This window comes from Xanthocytophaga flava (assembly GCF_030068545.1).
Classification (GTDB): domain Bacteria; phylum Bacteroidota; class Bacteroidia; order Cytophagales; family 172606-1; genus Xanthocytophaga; species Xanthocytophaga flava.
This window is the reverse complement of record NZ_JASJOR010000005.1, coordinates 41,735-63,820: the sequence shown is the minus strand read 5'-3', so window position 1 is coordinate 63,820 and position 22,086 is coordinate 41,735. Positions and strand designations below refer to the sequence as shown.

16 protein-coding genes are annotated in these 22,086 nt (G+C 38.7%); 8 read left to right on the top strand and 8 right to left on the bottom strand.

The annotated features are described in order from the left end of the window. The first annotated feature begins 7 nt into the window (after positions 1-7). The 5 genes from QNI15_RS09335 to QNI15_RS09315 all read left to right on the top strand — a co-directional run bounded on the left by QNI15_RS09335 (position 8) and on the right by QNI15_RS09315 (position 7,290). The gene (locus tag QNI15_RS09335; RefSeq protein WP_314000360.1) at positions 8-649 is read left to right on the top strand and encodes an O-methyltransferase; all 642 of its coding nucleotides are present in this window, start codon (positions 8-10) and stop codon (positions 647-649) included. Positions 650-829: 180 nt separating this feature from the next. Further along, positions 830-3,055 carry a LysM peptidoglycan-binding domain-containing protein gene (locus tag QNI15_RS09330; RefSeq protein WP_314031505.1) on the top strand — a complete coding sequence of 742 codons (2,226 nt, stop codon included), beginning with the start codon at positions 830-832 and terminating at the stop codon, positions 3,053-3,055. A gap of 87 nt (positions 3,056-3,142) precedes the next feature. Next, entirely contained in the window at positions 3,143-4,909 is a 1,767-nt protein-coding gene (locus QNI15_RS09325; RefSeq protein ID WP_314031504.1) for a hypothetical protein, read from the top strand. A gap of 345 nt (positions 4,910-5,254) precedes the next feature. Then, the gene (locus QNI15_RS09320) at positions 5,255-6,313 is read left to right on the top strand and encodes a saccharopine dehydrogenase C-terminal domain-containing protein (RefSeq protein ID WP_314031503.1); all 1,059 of its coding nucleotides are present in this window, start codon (positions 5,255-5,257) and stop codon (positions 6,311-6,313) included. Positions 6,314-6,384: 71 nt separating this feature from the next. Further along, complete coding sequence (locus QNI15_RS09315) at positions 6,385-7,290, top strand: DUF1338 domain-containing protein (protein ID WP_314000353.1); 906 nt, start codon at positions 6,385-6,387, stop codon at positions 7,288-7,290. Between the two features lie 75 nt (positions 7,291-7,365). On the opposite strand, the gene QNI15_RS09310 is transcribed toward QNI15_RS09315, so the two are convergent. The 6 genes from QNI15_RS09310 to QNI15_RS09285 all read right to left on the bottom strand — a co-directional run bounded on the left by QNI15_RS09310 (position 7,366) and on the right by QNI15_RS09285 (position 16,741). Beyond that, positions 7,366-7,872, bottom strand: a complete 507-nt coding sequence (locus QNI15_RS09310; protein ID WP_313978691.1) for a pyridoxamine 5'-phosphate oxidase family protein — start codon at positions 7,870-7,872, stop codon at positions 7,366-7,368. Between the two features lie 118 nt (positions 7,873-7,990). Then, on the bottom strand, positions 7,991-13,267 hold the full coding sequence (locus tag QNI15_RS09305; protein ID WP_314031501.1) for a hypothetical protein: 5,277 nt from the start codon (positions 13,265-13,267) through the stop codon (positions 7,991-7,993). Positions 13,268-13,376: 109 nt separating this feature from the next. Further along, the gene (gene prmA / locus QNI15_RS09300) at positions 13,377-14,207 is read right to left on the bottom strand and encodes a 50S ribosomal protein L11 methyltransferase (protein WP_314000349.1); all 831 of its coding nucleotides are present in this window, start codon (positions 14,205-14,207) and stop codon (positions 13,377-13,379) included. A gap of 410 nt (positions 14,208-14,617) precedes the next feature. After that, on the bottom strand, positions 14,618-14,980 hold the full coding sequence (locus QNI15_RS09295) for a DUF6150 family protein (protein ID WP_314000347.1): 363 nt from the start codon (positions 14,978-14,980) through the stop codon (positions 14,618-14,620). 76 nt (positions 14,981-15,056) lie between these two features. Next, the gene (gene queA / locus QNI15_RS09290; protein ID WP_313978699.1) at positions 15,057-16,103 is read right to left on the bottom strand and encodes a tRNA preQ1(34) S-adenosylmethionine ribosyltransferase-isomerase QueA; all 1,047 of its coding nucleotides are present in this window, start codon (positions 16,101-16,103) and stop codon (positions 15,057-15,059) included. Positions 16,104-16,255: 152 nt separating this feature from the next. Further along, positions 16,256-16,741: an HAD domain-containing protein gene (locus QNI15_RS09285; protein ID WP_314000344.1), complete on the bottom strand. Its 486-nt coding sequence runs from the start codon at positions 16,739-16,741 to the stop codon at positions 16,256-16,258. 101 nt (positions 16,742-16,842) lie between these two features. Between QNI15_RS09285 and QNI15_RS09280 the strand changes: the two genes are divergently transcribed. Then, the gene (locus QNI15_RS09280; RefSeq protein ID WP_314031500.1) at positions 16,843-17,460 is read left to right on the top strand and encodes a hypothetical protein; all 618 of its coding nucleotides are present in this window, start codon (positions 16,843-16,845) and stop codon (positions 17,458-17,460) included. 44 nt (positions 17,461-17,504) lie between these two features. Here the strand turns inward: QNI15_RS09280 and QNI15_RS09275 are convergent, their stop codons facing one another. Continuing rightward, positions 17,505-19,436, bottom strand: coding sequence for an ABC-F family ATP-binding cassette domain-containing protein (locus tag QNI15_RS09275; protein ID WP_314000339.1), 1,932 nt, complete (start codon positions 19,434-19,436; stop codon positions 17,505-17,507). Positions 19,437-19,792: 356 nt separating this feature from the next. Between QNI15_RS09275 and QNI15_RS09270 the strand changes: the two genes are divergently transcribed. After that, positions 19,793-20,209 carry an OsmC family protein gene (locus tag QNI15_RS09270; protein ID WP_313978708.1) on the top strand — a complete coding sequence of 139 codons (417 nt, stop codon included), beginning with the start codon at positions 19,793-19,795 and terminating at the stop codon, positions 20,207-20,209. 78 nt (positions 20,210-20,287) lie between these two features. Further along, positions 20,288-21,340: an NAD(P)H-dependent flavin oxidoreductase gene (locus QNI15_RS09265; protein WP_314031498.1), complete on the top strand. Its 1,053-nt coding sequence runs from the start codon at positions 20,288-20,290 to the stop codon at positions 21,338-21,340. On the opposite strand, the gene QNI15_RS09260 is transcribed toward QNI15_RS09265, so the two are convergent. Then, positions 21,337-21,924 (bottom strand): Crp/Fnr family transcriptional regulator, encoded by a 588-nt coding sequence (locus QNI15_RS09260; RefSeq protein ID WP_314031496.1) that lies wholly within the window; start codon positions 21,922-21,924, stop codon positions 21,337-21,339. The genes QNI15_RS09265 and QNI15_RS09260 overlap by 4 nt on opposite strands. Positions 21,925-22,086: the final 162 nt, after the last annotated feature.

Genomic DNA, 22,086 nt, shown 5'->3' with positions numbered 1-22,086 from the left:
TACTTTTATGGACTTTTTACCTGAAGCCATTTCCGAATACGTTGAGGCACACAGTGCACCTGAATCAGAATTATTACAACGCATCAATCGTGAGACACATGCTCGTGTACTCATGCCACGCATGCTATCAGGACATCTGCAAGGCCGCGTATTGTCTATGTTCTCACATATGATTCGGCCTAAGCGTATCCTGGAAATTGGTACCTATACCGGTTATTCTGCAATCTGTCTGGCGGAAGGACTTACAGAAGATGGTTTATTATATACACTGGATATCAACGAGGAACTTGAAACCAGAGTACGTGGGTATTTCTTAGCAGCAGGGCTTGAAAATAAAATCAACTATCAGATTGGTAATGCAGTGGATATTATTCCCACACTGACAGAAACCTGGGATCTGGTATTCATTGATGCCGATAAACTGAATTACCATACGTATTACGAACTGGTTTTGCCAAAAGTGAGGCAAGGTGGTTTTATTATCTCTGACAATGTGTTATGGAGTGGTAAAGTAGCAGACCCCACAGCCAAGAAGGACAAAGACCTGGAAAATATGCTTGCTTTTAATACAATGATTCAAAATGACCCTCGGGTCGAAAATGTTCTTTTCCCGATCAGAGACGGATTGTCTGTTGCCAGAAAACGTTAATTATCCGGGAATAAATAATTATTGAAATATACCACAACCCAAAAGTTGTGGTATATTTTTATCAGAATGACCGTATCTTTGCCGTTAACTAATCAAGACCTGCTCAATACAGGTGTTTATAGTTCTGAGCTTAATTCGAGCAAAACATTCCACTTCATGACAATGCAACCACATTTCAACATGAATAAATACTTTCCATTAGTTCTTCTTTCCTTTCTTTCCTCTTTATTCATCAATCTTCATGCAGCGGACATACCTGAACAACTTGACTTTGCAGGTATACGGTTGAAAATAAAGGATAACATTCGTGACAAGATCAGTACAGATGTGGATCGCCTTACCAAGCCCGGTAAACATGCAGAAGCTAAACTGGAACGTATCCGGATGTATTTTCCTTTGATTGAAAAAGTATTAGCAGAGGAAGGACTTCCCAATAATTTCAAATACCTTGTTATTCAGGAAAGTGATCTCATAGCAGATGCTGTCTCAACATCCAATGCAGTAGGGTTCTGGCAGTTTAAACGCGAAACCGCTCTTGAAATGGGTTTAGCAGTGAACAATGATGTAGATGAACGCAAACATATTGTGGCATCTACCCGGGCAGCGGCACGTTATCTAAAACGCAATAACTTCTTCTTTGACAACTGGTTGTATGCTCTTATGGCTTATAATACAGGATTGACAGGGGCAAAAAATCTTGTAGGAGAAGGAGATAAAGGAGCTACCCGTATGGAAATAGACAAAGATACCCATTGGTATATCCTCAAATTTCTGGCACATCAGATCGCATTTGAAAAATCAGCCGCTATAAGCTCATCGTCTCTGGTATTAGCAGAATACCCTTGTACAGGTGGGCAAAAGCTATCAGATATTGCCAGTACATTTAATGTACAGGAAGAAGAACTGGCTCTTTATAATAAATGGTTAAGCTCACGCAGAGTACCCGAAGATAAACCTTATACCATTCTTGTTCCTGTACCTGCCAGCCAGGCAGATGTTATTGCATCTACCAATAAACCTGCTCCAGCTACTAGTCCTACAACAACTAAAACGTCTATCTTTAATTATGAGTATAGTCATGAAGTAGAAGCTGATTTTCGTCAAAGCTCTAAGTTTCCTGTGTTAAAAAAGAAAGAAACTATATTTTATGAAATCAATGGGAGATCAGGTATTATGGCAGCTAACAATGATAATATCATGACTCTGGCAGAAAAAGGGCATCTTTCTATTGAAAAATTCATGACCTATAATGATTTAAAATCTAATGATGCCATAGTAGCAGGAAAAGTGTATTACCTGAAGAAAAAACGTAATAAGGCCAAATTACATTTTCACACTGTAATTGAGGGAGAAACGCTATGGGAGATCTCTCAAAAATATGGTATTCGTGAAAAGTCCCTGAAGACCAAGAACCGTTTGGGAGACAACGAAAAGCTGGAACATGGTCGTATTCTCTGGTTACGTTTCCGCAGACCGTCCAGTAAGCCAGTGGAGGTTCGTAATATACCAAGACCTACTCCTAAAGTATCAACTACTCCTGTTGTTAAAGAACCGGCTAAGACAACCACTCCGGTAGTGAAACAACCTGCTGTAACTCCAACAACACCAGTTAACACACCAGAAGAAAAGCAGCCAGTTGCTACTCGTCCTCAGACTGAGCCACAGAATACAACTCCTGTAGTGACTCAACCTGTTGTTACTAAACCGACACCACCTAAACAAGAGACTTCTGCACCTGTAGTAGTAACTCCTCCCAAAACGGAACCTGTAAAAACGGAACCTGTAAGACAAGAGCCAATTGTTGTAACACAGCCTAAAACTGAAGAAGTGGTTCTGGTGAACTCACACAATGTGCAGCCTGGGGAAACACTGTATTCTATTGCACGTCAGTATAAAGTAAGTGTAGCACAGCTACGTCAATGGAACAACCTTACTGAAACAGCTAGTCTATCTATTGGACAACGGCTTATCGTAGGAGATGAAACACCTATCACAACCAATACATCGGCTCCTGTAGTAAACAAACCAGCAACGGTTTCCAAGCCAGCAGCCTCAACTACTACCACACATACTGTGCAGGCAGGAGAAACGTTGTATTCTATCAGTCGTCGTTATGGTGTTTCTGTTGCTGAGATTCGTCAATGGAATAATCTGGCAGACACAGATGGCGTACAAATTGGTCAAACATTATCTATTCGGTCACAGTCAACCACTAAAACTACTGTAGATACAACCAAAACTCAACCAACATCCGGTGTATCTGTTATAGAATATGAGGTTAAGCCTGGTGATACACTTTACAAGATTGCCAAAGCCCATGGTGTAACTGTAGAAAAATTGTTGGAATGGAATAACAAAACAACTCCTAGCGTTTCAATTGGAGAGAAGCTGAAAATTAAAAAATAAGATTTTGTCAATTGATTTTGAAGATATCTAACATAATGGGTAAAGGATGTATCAATTTCATTCTTTACCCATTATTCTATTTATAGGATGTATCGCAAATCTGTTTTCTTTCTTTTAGTAGCCGGAACAGGAATACTTTTACTATATTATTTATTCCTTTGTTACAGCTATCCCTATGCTAATACAATTGCATGGATTAAAGAACATTTCGATACAGCTTATAATATTGCCAGCATAGATCAGGATTATTTTACCCAATTCCAATATACCCTGTTTTGGCAGTGGGCGACCCTTATCACATTATTGTATTGGATAGTAGTGTTGTGTCTCTGGCATAAATACACTCAAGTAGTTCTATATTTATCAGTAGTCAAGAGTGAGAGTATACTTCTTTGTGAAAATCTGCGAAAACAATATCACGTCCTGACAACTTATCAAAAGATAGCTATTCTGGCACTATATAGTGGAGCACTGGTACATCACATTTATTATTGTATAGAAATTCCTTTCAATGTTGATGAAGTTTTTGCCTACAACTATTTTGTCCATCAATCTCCTCTTGTACCATTATTTTATTACCCTGAGCCTAATAACCATATTCTTTTTAACCTGTTCGCATCGGTCTTTGATTTGTTTATACATGATGGTTGTTGGACAATGCGTCTGCCTTCTCTACTAGCAAATCTGTGTCTTCTTACTATTATATTTATTTATCTTTTGGTAAGGGTAAACTTCAGAGTGGCGCTGGTTGCCACAATCTGTTGTATTATCAGTTTTCCTACCAGTATCTATGCAACTCAGGGCAGAGGATACATGCTTATGAGTATGTGGGCTATATTAGCAATTCTCTCTTTTATAGAATGGAAACGAAGCTCTCGGAAGATTTATCTATTGAGTTATATAGCCAGCAGTATTGCAGGATTTTATACACACAGTACTTTTCTATATTGTTTTACGGGACTCTTTCTATGGGAAATGTTCTATATAATAAAAACACAGAACCTTGAATTTATCAAAACAGCCCTATGGACAAATGTCTTAATTCTAAGTATTGTATTGCTCCTATATTCTCCAATTCTTGCCTTCTCTGGCTGGAAGGCATTAATAGATAACCGTTGGATAGCAAGCAATCAAACCTATTTTTTGAAGATGTTTTTTGTTCAACTTCTTGAAGGATTAAGTCTTCTCACAGATGTATGGCATAAGGTATATATTCTCATCTTTTTTCTGGGGCTATTCATAGGTTTTGTTTTCCGTAAGTTTATCCATCTGGTTTTTATCAGACAACTTGTTGCTTTTACTTTTTTTCAGGTAGTAGGAATTATTCTGATCCTGTTGATTTTGCGTCGATTACCGCCTTTACGGGTATGGACATATTTAACATTCTGGTACCCGATAACTTTATCGGTAGTACTTTATTTGCTATCTGTCTGGATAAAGAAGCAGTATGTATTTATAGTGCTAAGTTTATGTCTGATAATCAGTGTTAGTCTGCAAAGTATCCATTCATATCAACAGAATCTAACCTCACAGAACGGACCTTTTTCCCAGAAGTTTTATACGTCATTACAAAGGACCGTAGATTACATCTTTCAAAAAAATCCTCAGAAAATATTTGTCAATGAACACTGGTTTCAGTTTTACTTACACAATCAACAAATTAAGAGACACTTAGAAACTCCCTACATAGATATGTATCTACCAAGGAAGGAAATCGTATATGACTTTGTCATATTTTCTCCAGATATGGTATCGCATAAATTACCAGATACATTCTCTCTACAATCTTATCGATTAATTACAGAGTTTGAAGGTTCAAAGATATACGAACGGATTCCTCAGCAGAAGGAATAGTATACTTGATTTTGCACATTGACATTCAGAATAGTTGCGAGATTTCTCTTCTTTGCTATATTTGCTCTGAAATAAATCTACGAACCTTTTGAATCCTGAACTACAGTCTGACCTGGCACGTTTGTCCTATCTTCGTAGTGCTAGTTCTTTTATTCCCATAAAAGGCTGAAAGTTTATTATATCTAATTACCATGAAATCAATCATGGTTAGATAATCGTATCCACTTTTCGGGCACACCTAACATACTATACAGATACTATATCCATTTCTGTTCTGAGTGGGCTGATATGTATATTATTGCTTTATATCATTTATTCAATTACTAATTAACATCCCCAAAAACCATGAAAAACGTTCTGGTAATCGGCATGGGCAAAGTAGGCTCACTAGTCGGTGTACTTTTGAGTAAACGATTCAGTGTTACAGGCCTTGATAAAAATAAACCTCATTATTCGTATCCTCTCCCTTTTGATATCTTACAAGGTGATGTTGCAGATCATACATTTCTGCAGAAGACCCTTAAAGGATTTGATGCAGTTGTATCCTGTCTCCCCTATAATCTCAATCTGCCGATAGCACAAACTGCTCACCAGTTAAGTATACATTATTTTGATCTTACCGAAGATGTTCCTACTACAAATAGCATTCGGGAGATGGCAAAGACATCTAAATCTATTATGGCTCCACAATGTGGGTTGGCACCTGGATTAATCGGAATAGTTGGAGCAGATCTGGCAAAACGCTTTACCAAACTTCGCGATATGGAACTACGTGTGGGGGCACTGCCACGTTATCCTAACGGCCTATTAGGTTATTCATTTACATGGTCTCCGGCAGGTGTGATAAACGAGTATATTAATGATTCTGAAGTGATACACAACGGTGTTCGCAAAATGGTTCCTTCTCTGGATGGCATAGAAGTTATTAATATAGAGGGACAGGAATTTGAAGCATTCAGTACTTCAGGAGGATTAGGTACCATGTGTGAAACCTATGCAGGAAGAGTCGATACACTAAACTATAAAACGATTCGCTATCCAGGTCATGCTAAACTCATGAAGTTTATGTTATATGAACTGATTATGAAAGACGACCGGCAACTGATCGAAAACATTTTAACCAATGCTAAGCCTCCTGTACAGGAAGATGTGGTCTATGTGTATACAGTAGTAGAGGGATGGAAAGAGGATAAAATTGAGCGTGAAGAGTTCTACCAAGCCTATTATCCAAAACAAATAGAAGGCCAGCACTGGCGTGCTATCTCATGGACAACTGCGGCCTCAGTTGCTGCTGTAGTTGAAATGGTAGCTAATGAGTCATTGCCACAAAAAGGCTTTCTGAAACAGGAAGATATTCCTTTTGACCTCTTTCTGGCTACCTCCAACGGTACTCTATTCAAATAACTCAGACTATTCCGGAATCTATTTACGGAATATGTATATCATAATTCAGATCAGTAAAACAGTATCCCATTATGAATACAGATCAAAAAGAAACCTTAACATTTGTTTTGAACGGACTTATGCGCCGGTACAAGGAGCGGGTTCCGGATGTAAATCATATCCTCAATGCCATGGTTGCAGAAGGCATTATACAGCATGCCGATGAAATAGAAAATGATCATATAGCATTTCGAACCATGGGAGTGCCTCAGCTTGGTATTCAATCTTTTGAGAAGATATTTCTCCATTATGGCTATCAGAAACGTGATTATTTTTATTTTGAGGGAAAGAAGCTGAATGCCTATTGGTTTTCTCCACCTGAATCTCATTTTCCGCGTATCTTTGTCAGTGAGTTGCGAATACAGGACCTTTCAGAGCCTATTCAGAAGATTATCACCAGCTATACTAATGAAGTAAAATCAGATCCGGTAAATGCTCTTGATCTGAATGACCCTGCGGCTGTGGATGCGTTTTTACACAAACCTCTCTGGCGTAAGCCAACCTGGAAAGATTATCAGGCTTTGCAGGCAGAAAGTGAATATGCAGCTTGGGTTATCTACAACAGATATTATCTGAACCATTACACAATAAGTGTTCACAACCTAAAGAAAGGGTACAATACACTTCCTGAATTCAATACCTTTCTGGAGCATACGGGTATAAAGCTCAATGATTCAGGTGGCAAGATAAAAACCAGTCCAGATGGAGGATTGGCTCAAAGTTCTTCTGTGGCAGAAATGATCGAAGCAGAGTTTGCTGAAGGAGAGAAACATCAGATATCAGGTAGTTATGTAGAGTTTGCAGAACGACGGGTATTACCTCAGTTTCGCCATTTACCTTCGGATCAAATCAAACGTGAACACCTGCGGGATGGATTTGAAACTAACAATGCCGACCGGATATTCGAGAGTACCTTTACCAGTCAGACACAAAAGTAATAGTATTCAGCTATAAGCTTATAGCCTGGTAAAATTAGGCTATAAGCTTCTCAATAACACTACCTTCGAAAATCTTTAAGAGTCTCTTCCCAGTTTTTCATGTTGGGATGACTTATCAGACTCTCCAGTGAAGACACCTTTGATCATTTCAAACAAAGTCTGCATCTTACCACCCGGACTATCCCAGTACTCTGCTTTGTAAGGAGTGATTTTTAACAAGGCCAACCTAGGGTCATCTTTTCCTCCTGGAAACCAAGCTCTGAAAGCATCAGACCAAAGTTCATTAATTTTCTGAGAGTCTTTGGTTAGTTCAGCGATTCCTGAAACAGACACATAGGTAACTGCATCCTCATCCGAATAGCTTATTTGCACTTTATTGTTTCGTTGCAGTTCTTCTACTTTATGAGAATCATCGCTTGTAAAAAACCATAAGGTTCCATTTTCATCCATTTCCTGTGTTGCCATCGGACGGCTTCGTAAGTCTCCCTGAGAGTCAATTGTAGTGAGCATGGCAATTTTAATGCCCTTGATTTTATCTTTTAGTTTTTCGTATTCTGTGGGTTGCATGGATTGAGCATACATAGCATTCTACATTAAAAGTTAATAAATAAGAAAGTACAACTGATGAAAAAAGTATGCCCTAAGAGGGCTTAAAACAAAACACCCTGACATCTCTGCCAGGGTGTTTTGTTTAGATAAGCTAGAAACCGTCTTCTTCTTCTTCATCGATAGTTTTAGGCTTCTCTTCTTTTTTCTTCTTCTCTTTGGCATCTGCTTTGGAGTCAGCCTTTTTATCAGATTTCTTTTTCTTCTCTTTCTCCTTTTTACTTTCTTTTGGAGGTGTATTTTCTTCTCCCTCAGGCTGCGCATTTTCATCAGCTTCTCCTTCTACAAGCTTATCATCCGCCTTTGGCTTCTCTTTTATTTTAGAATCTTCCTTCTTAGGTTCTTCTTTTTTAGGCTCTTCTTTCTTTACAACAGACTTTTCTTTCTTAGGAATTTCTTTTCCTTTATTGTGAGTATCATTGAAATGATCCTTGAAGCCATTGACATCATTTTCAGTAGCCAATGCAACAGTGAACGATTTTCCACCTTTTCCTTTTGAAGAAACTACTGCATTAAAATTCTCATCAGAAGAAAGTAATGAATATTGACCTTGCTGGTAGTTCATATAGTACCATTTGTCAGAAGATACCTCCAGGTAAATAGTAGCCTGATCACCTTCTGCCGTTTTACGAATTTCAACCATACCATCAAAGGCAGAATTGATGTCGTTATTTCCAATATTTGATACGCCAATTTTACCTACACTACCAAAACTTTTAGATTCATCATTCCAAAGTAGATCCACATTAGATAATACCAGAGGCAATGCAAATCGTTTGGAAATCTGAGGCATAGGAATATACTCAATGGTCAGTTTGTCTTTCCAGTATTGTGTTTCTTTCTCTCCAATGATTTGCGCAATTTTCATCAGGAATCTTTCCTTGTTATCTTCTGCCGCTTCCTGTCCTACGCCTTCATTCTCTTTGGCTTCCAAAATTCCTGCCGCCATTTCATCATAAATCTGAGTAGATGTAGGGAAGTTCCATCCCATCAGTGTGTTGAATGTATATTTATTGGTTTTAAGATCTATTTCCCCACTTCCTGAAGACACAGGCAGATAATTTCCCGGATCCTCAAACAGTCTCAGGTTTCCTTCCAGACGGATCTTACCTGTATTATCATCCAAGATAAATTGATTACCGGCATATTTGTTATTCTTGGCTCTTTCGGGGTCAACAACCTTAAATTCGTTTCCTTCATCGTTGTTGGTAAGTTGTCCTGTAGCCATCAGAATGTCCTTATCATCTGCATGGCTCTTGGCAGAAATAAAGGTAGTATAAACAGAAGAAGTTTCTTTATCAACATGCACACCCACAGTCATCTGTGTCTCACCACTCTTCAGATTCTCATCTACTGTGATCGTTACCCCTTCATCCTCTGGCTTACTTTTGTAAGAAATCCAGTCGGCAAGACTACTGGTAGATTTTAAGTCGAGCTTCACAAAGCCATCAAGATCCAGGTACTTTCGGGGAGATTTCATCGTAATAGCTCCTTTAAACAACATCCTGGATGTCAGATAAAATTTATCACCTTCATCTACAATACCCGTAGCAGCTGTATATTCAAGAGGAACATCTTTCTTACGTTTTGCTTCTTCTGTACGGGTTTCAAAGTCACGCATTTTCACATTAAAGGTTTTTCCTTCAAAGTTGGTATAGGCGTATGTTGCATTACCTGCAAACTTCTTACGGGACAAGATCTGAATTTCACCATCTACCAGCTTGTGATAAGAGGTTGTTGTGTCCAGTGTCAGTACGGCTTTTGACAAAGGTTGCATTTTAGCATTCTCGGTAATCATTACGGTTCCCTTGCTTGGATAGATACGCGCATCAGCAGAAACAATGTATGGAATACCTGAGATACTCAATGTCATTTTATCAATATTATAACCAGCCACACTACCATTGAATGTCAATCCTTCATGTTGTGGGTTGTTGGATGTAAATGTCGAAGTCTTCACATCACCCTTCATGAATACTAACTTCTTATCAAGCAACCAGGTAGCCTCCTGAATAGATGTCTTATACTCACAATAAGGGAATTCCAGACTGGCAAATCCTATAAGATCAGGGTTTGTACTAGTCTTGATTTCTACCATTCCTTTGCCCATATCAAAATTAACGTTTACAAAGTTGGCAAGTAAGGACGGTTTGGTCAGCGTCTTGGATTTAATACGAAACTCTGCATCACCTGCACTGAATTTGTTTTTCTCAAATGCAAAAGAAGGAGAGTTTATATCTGAGTCAGGTCTGTCAAACTGCCCATCTGCAAACAAACCATTGCGTCGTACAACCATCGTACCACTGAATGATGCACCGGTTTCCTTATAGATCTCAAAAGGAGTTTTGGTACTAGAGATCATCATACTATCTACTTTGGCTTTCCACGTCAGCTTAAAATCTTTGACTGTAGCTTTTGGTACAGCCACCGCTCCCAAAGTAGCAGCCTTAATATCTGCCTGTGGTCCTCTGGCAAAAACAGAATCGGGAGTAAAGACAATATCTTTGGCTGTCAAAGTAGTGTTCAGGTGATCAATGCGTCCGGAAGCACGTAATCCTTTGCGGTCCATAATCAAATCGCCGGCAAAAATCATACGGCTATCCTCACTACCAAAGAGCTGATAGGTACCTGACGGAACTTTATGCTTAAACCCAAGAGAGTTATCGGACATAGCAATAAGATCTTCCTCGAATTCAGGAAATATACCATCCGAATAGAATGTCCCCTTATATTCAGGGTTCTTTGAGTTCAAACTATCCAGTGTAATACTTGGAACCTCAAAACGTACATTTCGGTTATAAGACCCGTTGATACGATCTTTCTGGTCAAAATAGATAGCAGCACCTGATTGTACATTCAGACGTGGATATTCCGGATAATCTCTCAAACCAGCTTTATTATCTGGTTTATTGATGTATAATGTCCCTGCTGAATACCGGATCTCTGATCCCAATTGTACACTATCTGATTTACCTTTTGCTTCTTTTGGAGTAAAGAGAATGGTATCAATCTGGTTCATCTCCACAGTAAATTCGTCGTATAGGAAAGAGAACCCTGATCCTTTAAAGCGGAAGTTACCAGCCTGCACCTCCCCTTCCAGCAGGAAGTTTCTGTCTTTAAGCAATTGAATCTCTTTACTTCGTGGCAACACATATACCTCCAGTTTCTCACTCAATGGGAACTTCTCTACCCCTCTTACTGTCAGCGTATTAGTTTGAAGATCCAGCGATGCATTGGGTTTATCCTTAATATAGGAATTGATAACAAAGCTGTCATAGTCACGTTTCTTATTACCTGCCAATACGTTATGGTCCCCTTTACGAGTCATTCGTACTTCGTCCATATCCGAATTATAATCCACAAAACCACCCTGCATCATCCGAATCATTGCATTGCGCACTACTGATGGATTGAGCTTATAGGTGGTAGCTAGTTCTGTAATAGTAAAGGTAGTCCGTTTGGCCTTTTTTGCTTGTGAAGCTAATATCTGCAATGGATGGAAAGAATACATACCACGCAAATCAAAATACCGTGTAGAATCATAGAAATCATGTGATTCCAGGATACCCGGTACTTCCATACGGGCATTCAACGTATAGAAATTGATCTCACTGCTGTCGGGATTCCATTGCAATCCATCCATAACAATATCTACTTTATGGAATGAGTTGATATAAGGAGTATTCTGAAAACCATCATTTTTCTGATTTAACCGGAGCTGTTTTGAAAACGGTTTGTATGTCATCCGAGCAGCAGGGTGATAAATAGAATCCCGGCGCATAGGAATGGTCACACTAACCTGCTGACCAACAATGGTAGAATCCTGAAATTCGTATTGTGTCCCACGGGTTTTAAACTTTGTTTGTCCATCTTTTACATAACTCAAACTACACATCTTGCCATATAATGACTTACTGGACATTTTACGACCAGCCAATGAAAATCCTCCTTTGTAAACCAGATTAGGTCCAATGTCTTTAATGACAATGTTGCTATATAAGGACGTAAACTTAGGATATTCTGCAGTTGCAGGTGAAGAATGTTTTTTACTTGCAAACTGAAAAACACCTGGCACAGGGGTCTCTATTTTTTCAGGATAGTGCAGTGTAACATTGTCTGCTGACAACTGAGATTTTTTTACATTAAAGCTAAAGTCTTTTAGTTCCACATAGATCTCTGGTTTACCAGCAGTACTCCAGTCAAACTTTCCACCTTTACCTACAAAAGTACCATTCTGTAACATTACTGATCCGCTTGTTCCTATCAGAGCAGCGGAATCGTGTGGACTGATAAATGTAAAATCTGCTTTTGTCAATACCAGTACAGGTCCGGAAACCTGAGGTAAAGTAGATTGCAAAAATGTACTCTCAGGTGTTTGGAAATTATCTCCCCATCCACTATTCGCATCTGTTTTTTGTTCAGAGTCTGTAGCTGGAGTACCCCAATCATCTGTCTGCGGTTTCTTTTCTTCTACGGGAGCATCCCCCCATCCATCATTTTGTTTGGCTTGTGCAGTAGATTTATTGTTGGTATTCGATGTTTTGTTCTTGGTTTTTGAAGATGTTTTAGGTTTGTCATCAAAAGAACCCCAACCATCATCATTCGTTTTGTTTGCAGTTTTCTTATCATCTTTTGAATCAAACGATCCCCATCCATCATCTGCACTCTTTTTGCTGGCATCTTCAGCTGGCTTATCGTCAAATGATCCCCAGCCGTCATCAACCTTTTTAGGTTTGGCGGTATTCTTTGTAACTGTATTCTTTGCAGGTGTTTTCTTGTCATCTTTTTTAGGTGTTTCAACCACCACCTCTTCTACCTTTTTCTCCTCTTTTGGTTCTTCGGCAGGAGGCAGTACTTCAGAAGGTGCCGCCTCACCAATAAACTCAAATGTATAGCTACCGCCTGTCACCTGTAAGCTACTATAATGTGTACTATACAATGCTTTATTCTCAAAGAATACAGACATATTCTTTAAGACTTCTGCTAATGTTTTGCCATCAAACTGATTTACGGATTTCTCTATCACATTTAATAGCTTGGAATATTCATCAGCGGGGGTATTCTCTTTGGTAATTGCATAGGTAAGAGCCCCAAATAATGATTCATAATGTGGAGAAACACGATATTTCTTCACATTCATTTTTTGTGTGACAGCTATTATTTTCGTTCGTTGAGCCTCATTCAGACTATTCCAGGCTGTTCCAAAGTCAGAGCCCAGTTGAGTCAGCTTTTCATTTTTAGTGCTTGCCAACATCTTAGATACATCCGCTACAAACTCTTCCTGTTTGTCCGAAATTTTAAAAGACTGCGCATATGTTAGTATGGTTGCTAACAGATTGAATACGAGAAGAATGTAAACTTTCTTTTTCATCTAAGATTCGTTTCTTTATTAAACGTTTTTTTGCACTAGCTGGTATACTCACAAACGTATTTGCCCTCTGCACTAAGAATCACATATAGCAGAGAGCTTCTTTTACTCATTATCTTTTCTCAAACCACAAAGACGCCCACTGGTGTTTTGAGGTTTGTTGTTTTTTTACTAACTGAAATTCACTAGCTCTTTTTTCAAGTTCAGGGATATCCTGTTCATAAAAACCACTTAACAATAATGTTCCGCCAGAAACTAACTTACTGGCATACAATGGCATTTCATCCAATAAAATATTACGATTAATGTTAGCCAATATAATATCGTAAACATCTTCCAGTTGTACACTCGCAATGGTTCCCTGCTGTACACGAACTTTGTCAGACTGATTCATCTGGCAATTTTCAACAGCATTGGTTACCGCCCATTCATCTATATCAAAAGCATCTATCAGAACTGCACCTCTTTTCTGAGCCATAATAGCCAGGATACCTGTTCCACTGCCTGCATCCATCACTTTTAATCCCTCATGTTCCAACTGTAACTGACTTTGAAGAATCAGTGTAGTAGTTTCATGATGCCCTGTGCCAAACGACATCTGAGGGTTGATAGTGATCTCATAGGGATATTTTTCTTCAATCTGATGAAATGATGCCTTTACAATACATTGATCATCTATTACAATAGGTTGATAATTTTTTTCCCACTCTTCGTTCCAATTCTTACGTTGCATCTCTGCAACTGTATAGTCAATTGTCACAAAATCAGTGTATTTTTCAACAACTGATTGCCATAATTCTTCACTAAACTGCAACTTTTGTACATAGGCAATAATGCCTTCGTCGAACTCTACAAACGATTCATAGCCAATTTCAGCTAGTTCGGCGATAATAATCTCTGCCCATTCAGGCGATACGAAAACTTTTAACTCAATGAAATCCAATGTGGTAAGGGTTTGTATAGTATTTTTTTGCCAATTACAAAAATTAGAATTTATAAGACAGTATCCAACACGTTCAGTGTCACAAACTTACATAAGTGATTTTTAGATAAGCGGTGGGCATCTCAAATAATATCATTACGGCCTTTCGCCGCCGAAAATTAAAGAGCCTTATGATGTATCTTTGGTGAAGTTATTACAGAGACAGAAGTATGGAGTAAAAATAGCAGAGCTAAGCTTTAGACTTTCTTTACAAATAGCAGAAGCAGAATACCGAAGCAATCCTATTATCAGGAAAGAAATGCACAAGGTGTTAAAAACTGTATGAATACCTATAAATCTGCGATTGTCATTATGAATAGACCAAAACCCTATATGTATTTAACGACTCAATTATTCAAAAATAGTAGAGGTTACCGGCAGCCAGCAAATGAGGGATTATCTATGTAATAGATAGAGAACTGAGCAAATGAACGGTTTTCTTCAATATATACACGATAATTAGCCAGGTTACGGTTCTTAGTAATATACCAGATTCCAGGTTTATCAGCATACAAGGCGTTATCTTCCTTAAAAACCTGCATTTTGGCTAATCCTTCACTTTCCTCAATGTATACACGTACATCTGCAAAAGACCGATCCTTTTCCAGATAAATGGCACCATAGACCTCGCAATAGTCAATAGGAAGTTTCTTTGGGGTATTAGTAGCAGGAACTGACGAAGAACAGATAATACCAATTATGAGAAGAGAGAAATAGAGAGCTAAGGTTTTCATGATCAGGCAGCTAAAACCTTTGGAAATACAAAAAATCCGTTCCTCTCATTAAACAGAAGAACGGATTTACTATAATTTATAGAATCAGCATTGCATCACCATAGGTGAAGAAGCGATATTTTTCTTTGATCGCAGTCTGATAACAATGATGGATAAAATCAAATCCTCCAAAAGCGGCTGTCATCATAAACAAAGTAGACTCAGGCAAGTGGAAGTTGGTTACCATTGCATTGGTAATTTTGAAATCATATGGAGGAAAGATAAATTTATCTGTCCATCCCTGATTAGGCTTCAAACGTCCATTAGCAGACACAGAGGATTCAAGTGTACGCATGGTAGTAGTGCCAATAGCACATACTTTCTTTTTATTGTCCAGCGCCACATTTACGGCATCTGCTGTAGAAGCAGGTACATTGAAGTTTTCAGAATCCATTTTGTGCTTGGTCAGATCTTCTACATCTACCGGACGGAATGTACCCAAACCCACATGCAATGTAATGGGAGCCAGATGTACACCTTTTATTTCCAGACGACGCACAACCTGCTTGGTAAAGTGTAAGCCAGCTGTTGGGGCAGCGACAGCACCTTTATTTTCAGCAAAAATAGTCTGATAACGGTCACGATCTTCAGGTTCTACTTTCCGCTTGATAATTTTTGGCAGCGGAGTTTCACCCAATGATTCAATTGTATGATAGAAATCTTCCGGAGTACCGTCATATAAGAAACGAATAGTACGACCACGGGAAGTAGTATTATCGATCACCTCGGCAACCAAATCTCCATCTCCGAAATACAACTTGTTCCCCACACGAATTTTACGTGCAGGATCTACAAGTACATCCCATAAATGTGCTTCACGATTTAATTCCCGTAAAAGGAAAACCTCAATTTTTGCCCCTGTCTTTTCTTTGTTACCATATAAACGGGCAGGAAATACTTTAGTATCGTTCACCACCATCATATCACCATCACCAAAATAGTCGATGATGTCTTTGAACACGCGATGTTCGATAGTTTTGGTCTGGCGATTAACAACCATAAGCCGAGCTTCGTCCCGATTTTCGGCAGGATAGTTGGCAATCAGGCTCGCAGGAAGGTCAAACTTAAACTCAGAGAGCTTCATAGGTAGGAATTACAAACACCTTTGGGGTGTTTTGTCAGTTTAAAAACAATAGATTTTCAGTAAAAACCTCTATTTATTACAAAAGGTTGCAAAGGTAGCGAAGTAAATCAGGATTACAAAGAAATGTATCTGAAATGATGATATTATCACTATCAGCCTGAAATGAGCAATTGTGTAGTAGCCAAAGCTTCCCTATCAAATCCTCTGGAATAGGTTGTAATTATGCAATTCTGCTTTATATCTGGCTCAAGTTCATGCAATGACATATCATCATCTATAATAATATACTTCTCATACCAGTTCTGTAATATAAATAACGTTAATTCTTCTTTTCTATTATTTACATTTTCATATATAGGCAATAATGCTTCTATTGGAGTATGAATTTCTCTGTTTTGAAATATAAGAGCTAGTTCGTCTCTGTTTTTGGTATGCCTGCGTGAAGAGGTAATAATAATGCGAGCATCTATCTGTTGTACCAGTTCGTTAAAATTCTTAACACAGTCCTGACGAAAATCTGAATATCCATCCTCATGCAACACATCTGGCTTCCAGATAGGTGTTGTAATGAATACTCCATCTATATCCAGCAATATATGCCAAGGTCTAACATAAGTATTTTCAGGTTTGCTTATCATGATATTGAGACTATTACATTATAAATGCATTACGAGTGACTGTGGTTTTACGTTCAAATAATTATATTCGGCCAAATTCGTCTAAACATTTTAAACTACCAATGTCCATAGGTCAAAACATCAAGGAAGGTCTGGTTAAGCTATTGGGAGAACTGGTTCTTATTACAGCAGGTGTATATCTGGGTCTTGTTGCCAGCAACTGGAATGAACAACATAATGAAACCATTAAACAAAAAGACTTTCTTAAAAACCTGTCTATGGAGATTGACTCCAACCAGCAAAAATTACAACAATCTCTGGCGTATCGTGAACACGTTCTGAAAACAAGCCAGGCCTTATATCATACACTTGGTAAAGACAGATTACAAGCAGGCTTCTGGAAAAGTGGAGGATTTCAACTAATTTCTGGATGGAAAGGTATCTATATTCCTCCTTTGGAGAACTCAGTGTACCAGTCGGGTCTGATCAGCAATACTCTTCATGGACTTGATTTTGAGACCATCCATGCTATTGCACAAGTATACAATTATCAGGAGGAGTACAAGCTATGGACTCGTACCCTTATTTTTGATAAAGTGACAAATATAGACAATCGGATAAATACAGCAGAGGCATTAAGCCTGTTTCAACCCTGGGCTGATATCATTGGAGTAGAAAAAAGTCTGATGCGAAGATATTCCTCTGCCAAAACTCAACTTCAAAAGAAAATAAAGGAGTAAGTCTGATGCAAGTCTATTGCTTAGCACCAGACTTTATGCTATAACTATGCTAGCTTTTTTTCCAGTTCTTCTACTTCCAGTGTTGCTACCTCCCAATCTTCCATGGTTTTATCCATTGTCTGCATTACCTGCTGATATACACCTGATATCCTAGTAACTTCTTCTGTATTATTCTCAGCAGAGAAATGAGCCATCTGATGCTCCAGATCATGTTTTTGTGTTTCCAATTCTGCAATTTTCTTCTCCAATTCTTCTACACGGCGATTGGCCTTCTGAAGATTTTTAGTAACAGTAGGGTCAGCAGATATGGGTTTACTGGTAACAGGCTTGGTAGTAACAGATTTTGTTTCTATAGGGGCCACCTGTGTAGCTTTATTTTTCTCACGTTCTGCATACCATGTTTCAAATTCATCATAGGTACCAGGATATTCCTTTATTTGGTAATCTTCTATGAACCAGATTTTATTGGCAACATGACTTACAAAGTGTCTGTCGTGACTTATGACCACATATGTACCTTCATACTGCTCAAGCGCCTGAATCAGAATACTTACGGATTGCATATCCAGGTGATTGGTAGGTTCGTCCAGAAGCAGAAAGTTAGCTTCAGAGATCAACGTTTTAGCCAGAGCTACACGAGATTTCTCCCCTCCGGAAAGTACTTTGATCTTTTTGAATACTTCATCATTGCTAAAAAGAAAACACCCTAAAACAGTTCTAAGCTCTACTTCTGTTTTGTTTGTACCAGCCTGTTTGAGTTCATCCAGAATAGTATTCTCTACGTTTAGAGCTTCTAATTGGTGCTGAGCAAAAAAGGCAAAATTTACGTTGTGCCCAATCTCACGTTTTCCATCTATATTTTCCGTTCCGGCAACAATGCGTAGCAAAGTTGACTTTCCTTTTCCGTTAGCCCCAATCAGTGCTATTTTATCCCCTCGTTCAATACGAGCAGTAGCATGTTTAAGAATAGGCTTCTGTGGATAAGACTTACTTACATCTTCAATAGAAAGTACATTGCGCCCACTTTGCTGACGGAAGTTGAAACGAAAATGTACTTTCACATTTTCATCTACAACCGCATCAATCATATCCATTCGGTCCAGTGCCTTCACACGTGATTGTACCTGCCGTGCTTTTGTTGCTTTTGCTTTGAAACGTTCAATGAAACGTTCGGTCTGGCGAATCTTAGCCTGCTGATTTTCATAAGCACCCCGCTGAATTTCATTTCTCAAGGCCTTTTCTTCCAGGTAAAAACTGTAATTCCCAGAATATGTATTCAGCTTTTGATTAGCAACCTCAACCGTTGTTTCAATGGCATTGTCCAGAAATTCTCTATCGTGAGATACAATTATATAGGCACCTTCATAGTCACTTAAGTAATCTTCCAGCCACTGGATTGAGGGTAGATCTAAGTGGTTGGTAGGTTCATCCAGAAGGAGCAGAGCTGGTTTGGAAAGAAGCATTTTAGCCAACATAACACGCATACGCCATCCTCCGGAAAATTCACGCAAAGGACGTTGCAGTTCTTCAGTACGAAATCCTAACCCTTCCAGAATTTCTTCAGCTCTTGCCTGAATGGTGTATCCTCCTAATGTATCAAACTGCTCTTGCAAACGAGTTAGTTTATCAATCAGACTGTCAGTATAAGAAACCTCCAACTGGTGTAATAACTCATTGATCTGCTGCTGAAGTTTATTTTCTTGTTCAAATGCCTGCATAGCAACTGACAAAATACTGTCTTCAGTCTGATAGGAAAGTAAATCCTGGTTCAGAAAACCAATAGTACAGCCACCTGCTTTGGAAATACTGCCTTCATCTGGCTGATACTCACCATCTATCAAACGTAGTAATGTCGATTTTCCGGTTCCATTCAATCCTATGAGGCCAATTCTATCTTTGGGTTTGATGTGTAAATTTGCCTCCTGGTATAATGCTCGCCCACCAAAGTAAAAAGAAAGATTATTTATAGATAACATCTTGATTCAGACAACTTAAAAACTGTTTTTTCACAAAGTTACGAAAAAATCAAAGGATTTAATATAACGAAGTGTAACCCAACAAAGAGATGGATCACATGAATCCCTTTATAGGACTAGATTCCTTCTGAAATCAAACACAAAAATCTGCCAAATAATTTTTGAATTATGTTACGATTTTAACCCAAGTTAAAATTATTCTCCTCTAGTTGCCAGATCTTTGTCTTATCAAAATCAACTAAGAAAATACCTAAAACCATTAAAACCAAAATGCAGATTATAGATTAACTTGGCCCAATAACAATTAATTACCTATATTTCTCACACATTTTTTATACCTTAAACAATCTATTATCATGAAATTCTCAAGAACTGCAAGTGCAAACTGGAAAGGAACTGGCATGGAAGGCCAGGGAACAGTATCTACTCAAAGCACAACATTAAACAAAGCACAACTTTCATTTAAAACCCGCTTTGCAGATGGTGTGGGTACCAATCCAGAAGAACTAATTGGCGCAGCACATGCAGGATGCTTTACCATGAAACTGAGTTTTGTATTAGCAGAAAAAGGATTTACTGCTGATAATCTGGATACACAGGCAAAAGTTACATTTGAAGATGGTAAGATCACAGCCATTCATCTGGATCTGACAGCTACTATACCTTCTATTACAGAAGAGGCATTTCAGGCAGCAGCTTTAGAAGCTAAACAAAACTGTCCGGTATCCCAATTGCTGAATGCAGAAATTACTCTTAGTGCAAAACTAGCCTAATATCCAGACTCCTCTCTCAGTTAATGAGAGAGGGTCTATTATTTTTTGAGCATTGTTTCCATTTTTGACTTTATTATCATGACCTGGAACAACTCCTTAACCCAGCTATTATACATTGATTATCCAATTGTACAAGCTCCTATGCTGGGCGTTTCCACTCCTGAAATGGCTGCTGCCGCTTCCGATGCAGGTGCGCTAGGTTCTCTGGCAATAGGTGGACTGTCTCCTGAAACAGCTCAGCAATTGATTCGAAAGGTCAAAGCACTTACCAATAAACCATTTGCGGTTAACCTGTTTGCACATCCAATTCCAGTTCAGTTTTCAATAGATGAGTTTTCTCAGATGAATACTTTTCTGGAACAACTCTGTAAAGAAAACGGAGTACCGTATACACCTCTTACGATTGAAAATGTGCGGTTTTACTCTTATAAAGACCAACTGGATATCCTATTGGAGGAGAATATAGAGATTGTCAGCTTTACATTTGGAATCCTTACAGATGAAGAAATTCGTTTATTTAAATCAAAAGGAACTATCCTTATAGCAACGGTAACCAGTGTAAAAGAAGCCAGACTGGTAGCTGCAACAGATATTGATATAATTACAGTACAGGGAATAGAAGCAGGTGGTCATCGGGGTACTTTTCTGGAACATGACCACTTACCGATGGTAGGACTGCTGCCATTACTGTCACAAGTACAAGCAGTTACCAACAAACCATTACTGGCTGCCGGGGGTATTTATAATAAGGCAGGTATTGATGCGATATTGGCACTAGGGGCACACGGTGTACAAATCGGTAGTTTATTTTTAGCAAGTATGGAAAGTGCTGCGATTGAGTCATACAAAGATGCCATACAACAATCAGTAGCAGAAGACTCGATCCTTACCCAATCCTTTTCAGGACGATGGGCTCGTGGCCTTCCGAATCTGTATACCCAAGCTGTAGACTCCTCAGGTATATCCATTCCTCCTTATCCGGTTCAGAATAGCCTCACTGCAGCGATACGTGAACTAGCCAGAAAGACAAACAATAGCCAGTTTCTCTCTCTATGGGCAGGACAAAATGCATCGAAAGCACCCAGAAGGACTACATCTGAGATTATTCGTCAGTTGTTAGAAGGAAATTAACGTTGTGCCATGCGTTTGCGAATACGGCTTAGTGAAGGCCCCTGAATACCTAAGTAAGAAGCAATATGATATAATGGAACATTATTAAAAATATCCGGATGCATTTCAACCAGATCCTGATAGCGTTGTTCAGGTGTACGAAACATAAAATCTTCGGCTCGCCCCATGGAGGTATTGAAAGCAGATTCGGCAATCAGTCGCCCTAGCCTTTCCCATTGATGAGATTGTGAATACAGATGCATCAGTTGCTCATACCCAATATAGAGAATGGTTGAATTTGTCAGACTAGCCGTATAATAATTGCATGGAGCCTGGTTGATAAAGCTCTTGTAGGAAACTATGATCTGATTTTTGGAAAAGAAGAATGCATTTTTCTCTTCTCCGGTATCAGAATGAATATAGTAGGTCCTGAAAACGCCATCAATAACAAATCCCAGATGTCGACATACATTTTTATACTCATTATAGAACTCACCTTTGTCATAACTACGTTCCTGCCAGAAAGGCACTGACAAATCAAATGCTTCCTGATCCATTCCTGAAAATGTCTGTAAGGCATGGGCAAGCAACTCTATTTTATTCATGCGAAGTACTTCTTGTTAGATTTACAGTAAGTTTTGATAGGTTTCTGTAAGTGACAAAACCAACATCATTAATAATTTGTATTCTGATTGGTTTGGAAAATATTTGAATTCTGTTCAAACTTCCAACAAAGCCTGCATACACAAACTTGTTGATCAAAATAA

Bases quoted from the DNA above. Each gene is read 5' to 3' on its own strand.
- QNI15_RS09335 (WP_314000360.1), top strand. From the start codon at position 8: ATGGACTTTTTACCTGAAGCCATTTCCGAATACGTTGAGGCACACAGT.
- QNI15_RS09330 (WP_314031505.1), top strand. From the start codon at position 830: ATGAATAAATACTTTCCATTAGTTCTTCTTTCCTTTCTTTCCTCTTTA.
- QNI15_RS09325 (WP_314031504.1), top strand. From the start codon at position 3,143: ATGTATCGCAAATCTGTTTTCTTTCTTTTAGTAGCCGGAACAGGAATA.
- QNI15_RS09320 (WP_314031503.1), top strand. From the start codon at position 5,255: ATGAAAAACGTTCTGGTAATCGGCATGGGCAAAGTAGGCTCACTAGTC.
- QNI15_RS09315 (WP_314000353.1), top strand. From the start codon at position 6,385: ATGAATACAGATCAAAAAGAAACCTTAACATTTGTTTTGAACGGACTT.
- QNI15_RS09310 (WP_313978691.1), bottom strand. From the start codon at position 7,872: ATGTATGCTCAATCCATGCAACCCACAGAATACGAAAAACTAAAAGAT.
- QNI15_RS09305 (WP_314031501.1), bottom strand. From the start codon at position 13,267: ATGAAAAAGAAAGTTTACATTCTTCTCGTATTCAATCTGTTAGCAACC.
- QNI15_RS09295 (WP_314000347.1), bottom strand. From the start codon at position 14,980: ATGAAAACCTTAGCTCTCTATTTCTCTCTTCTCATAATTGGTATTATC.
- queA (WP_313978699.1), bottom strand. From the start codon at position 16,103: ATGAAGCTCTCTGAGTTTAAGTTTGACCTTCCTGCGAGCCTGATTGCC.
- QNI15_RS09285 (WP_314000344.1), bottom strand. From the start codon at position 16,741: ATGATAAGCAAACCTGAAAATACTTATGTTAGACCTTGGCATATATTG.
- QNI15_RS09280 (WP_314031500.1), top strand. From the start codon at position 16,843: ATGTCCATAGGTCAAAACATCAAGGAAGGTCTGGTTAAGCTATTGGGA.
- QNI15_RS09275 (WP_314000339.1), bottom strand. From the start codon at position 19,436: ATGTTATCTATAAATAATCTTTCTTTTTACTTTGGTGGGCGAGCATTA.
- QNI15_RS09270 (WP_313978708.1), top strand. From the start codon at position 19,793: ATGAAATTCTCAAGAACTGCAAGTGCAAACTGGAAAGGAACTGGCATG.
- QNI15_RS09265 (WP_314031498.1), top strand. From the start codon at position 20,288: ATGACCTGGAACAACTCCTTAACCCAGCTATTATACATTGATTATCCA.
- QNI15_RS09260 (WP_314031496.1), bottom strand. From the start codon at position 21,924: ATGAATAAAATAGAGTTGCTTGCCCATGCCTTACAGACATTTTCAGGA.